The following is a 2738-nucleotide window of genomic DNA, read 5'->3' as shown; positions in this document are numbered from 1 at the left end:
GGCTCTGCTTCTGTCTGGCTGCGGCTCAGGTGGCGTGGCCCTCGCTCGAGCTCGGGCCGCCGTCACGCGGCTGCGAGGATGCGTGGCCGTCCGTGAGCGCCGCAGCGAGCGCGGGCGCCGCGCCGGAAAGCACGGTGGCGGCGACGACCGCGCAGACGGCGAGGATCTTCCTGGTCCTGCTCATGACGGTTGGTCTCTCCTGTCAGCTGGCTGTCGATGGATCAACTGTGCGGCCGGCGGCGGTGACTCCCCCTCCGTGTCACCGCCGCCGGCCCGCAACTCCCCCGTGGAGGAACTCAGCCGACGGGCTCACTCGTGGCGTGGCCGTCACGAAGCATCGTGGGCTCGTCGGTGGCGTGACCGTCGCGAAGCGACTTCTTCTTCCCCGTGATCGGTTCGCCGGTCGCGTGGCCGTCCCGCAGCACGGGCTCGCTGGTGGCGTGCCCGTCGCGGAGCGTGGTGACGACCTTCTTGTTCTCGCTCTTGTTCTCGCTCATGAGCGTGCTCCTCCGTTGCGTGGTGCTGTCGCCCGCCCGGCGGCTCCCCCGGCGGTCGCCGGACGGGCGACTCGGCTCCGCGCCTCGCGGCGCTCGGCCCACACTCCCCCGTTCCGGTCCGCCTCCCCCCGAGAGCGGCGGATCGATGGTTTGAGGATGCCGGACGCGGATAAACGATCGATGAACGTCCCTGGCAACGGGCGCGAGGCACCCCGGGACGGGCAGGAATCAGCCCGTCCGGCGCTGGAGGGCAAGCGGCCGCCAAGCCGTGATCGGGGCCCGGGGCGGAGCCCCGGGAAACGGTGAAAGGGCGGGGCCGGGGCCTCTTCGCGCGGGGCGGCGGACGCGTCCTTCGGGTCATCTGATCGGTGGGGGCGTCCTCAGGGCCTTCACGGTGCTGGCTGGTGAGCGGTGGGTCCTGCTACTCCGGGTGGCGGGCGATCCACTGCGAGAAGACGGGGCAGGGCGGCATCACCCTGCGCCCTCGTTCGCGGGGTCTACCTCGGTGTGGGTGAACACGATCAGACCCGCTGGTGGTGAGCAGGTGGTCGGCCAGACCGGCTCGGGTCGTCCCTTTCAGCGGGGCACCACGGTCGTCGGCGCCCGCCGGGCAGATGCGCGGCAGGGCCGACACGGATGACTCGGTGCCCGGCCATCGCCTCTCGGGATCCGGTGACGGCCGTGGCGTGGGAGAGCCGCCGGAGACCGGCGCGGCGGGTGGGTGGCTCGGGGCGGGAGGGGCGAGCGCGTGCCATGCTGGGGAAGTGAGCACTTTCCCGTTTGCGGGACCGCCTCCATTCCTGGTCAGAGCCCCTTTCCGGCCAGTAGCGGGAGTGGCGGCGGAGGGTGTCTGCGAAAGAGGGACACGGCCGATGTCCAGCTGGCTGAGCTTTGTCGGAACACCGTTCGCGGCCTTCTACGCCCGGGGGACGGAGCCGGAGGAGTTCCGGCTGACCGAGACGATCGGCGAAGCCACCGGATACACGCTGCCCGCGCGCCTCCCTCTGGACGCCCGCTCACCGGTCGCCGCGGCCATTCGCGCCGGACGCGCCCAATGGCTGGACGCCAGCGCCCTCGCCACCGCCCGACACCACGGGCGCGACAAACGCGACGAGTCATCCGCCGGGGAGTGGGGCCTGCCGGGGGATGTCTCGCTGGCGGCGCTGCCGCTGGGCGCGGACGGCGCGGCGCTCGGCTGCCTGGTGGCCGTGGGCGAGCGCCCTGACGGCTTCACCATCGAGGAACGCTGGCTGCTGGAGCTGCACGCCGCGCAGGTCACGGCCCGGCTGGAGGCGCTCGGCGCCGGCGGCGAGGGGCGCGCGCCGGGGCCGGGGGCGGTGCGGGACGCGCTCCGCCACATCGGCTCGTTCATCCTGGTGCGCGGCACCGGGCGGATAGATGTGGCGGGGCGCCTGCTGGAGCTGGTGGGTATCGCCCCTGGGGATTTCGACGGGCATACGGCGACGCTGCTCACCCGCATCGTGCCGGACGACCTGCTCACGCTGCTGCCCCTCCTCGAGCCGGGGCGGATGATCTCCGGAGACCGGGAGCTGGAGTTCCGGGTGCGCGGGCCCGTCGGCCAGCCGTCGCGTCGGCTGAATCTGCGCTACCGGGTGGTGCCCGGCGCCGGGGACCGGCCGGAGCGGGTCCTGGGGGTGGTCGCCGACGCGGCGCCGCCGCGCCCTGGCGCCGACGAGACCGCCGCGATCCGGCGGCTGTCCGACGCGCTGACGAACGCCACCACCCCGCGGGACGTCAGCCAGGCCGTGATCGACGTACTGCTCCGCACGCTCCGGGCGGACCGGCTGGCGCTGGCCCGGCTGGACTCCGACCGGCTGGTGGCGGTCGGCCTCCAGCCGCCGGAGCCGTTGGCCTGGCCTCAGGAGTGGCGTCTCGGCTGGCGGTCGGACTGGCCCGAGGTGCCACTCGGCTCGCTGCCGACGCTGCGGGCGGCGCTGCGTGATCGGCACGTCCAGCTCTGGACGCGCGAGTCCGCCCTCGAACCGGGCCTCGCCGCCCTCGGCGCGGGGGCGCTGGCGGTCCTGCCGCTGCCGGGCGAGGACCATCTGGCGGGGGTGTGCCTGATCGGCTGGGACGCGCCGCACGCGTTCACCGCGGCAGAACGCTCCCTGCTGACCGCCGCGGCCATGCTGGCCGGGCAGGCGCTCTCCCGGGTCCGCGCCCTTGACGCCGAGCACCAGCTGGCCACGACGGTTCAGCGCAGCCTCCTCCCCCGCACCC

At 74.1% G+C, this 2738-nt stretch carries 2 protein-coding genes and 1 pseudogene; 1 reads left to right on the top strand and 2 read right to left on the bottom strand.

Annotated features, from left to right (window positions below):
- Nucleotides 1–25: 25 nt before the first annotated feature.
- Together GL263_RS24665 and GL263_RS24660 are read right to left on the bottom strand one after the other, a co-directional pair.
- Nucleotides 26–184 (bottom strand): hypothetical protein, encoded by a 159-nt coding sequence (locus tag GL263_RS24665; protein WP_182857952.1) that lies wholly within the window; start codon nt 182–184, stop codon nt 26–28.
- Nucleotides 185–296: 112 nt separating this feature from the next.
- Entirely contained in the window at nt 297–497 is a 201-nt protein-coding gene (locus tag GL263_RS24660) for a hypothetical protein (RefSeq protein WP_182857951.1), read from the bottom strand.
- Nucleotides 498–1369: 872 nt separating this feature from the next.
- Between GL263_RS24660 and GL263_RS24655 the strand changes: the two are divergent.
- Nucleotides 1370–2738: pseudogene (locus GL263_RS24655) on the top strand (GAF domain-containing protein); the annotation flags it as partial.

Origin of the sequence: Streptomyces durbertensis, assembly GCF_014156695.1 — a bacterium.
Classification (GTDB): domain Bacteria; phylum Actinomycetota; class Actinomycetes; order Streptomycetales; family Streptomycetaceae; genus Streptomyces; species Streptomyces durbertensis.
The sequence above is the reverse complement of the archived record's forward strand: the minus strand, read 5'-3'. Positions and strand labels throughout refer to the sequence as shown.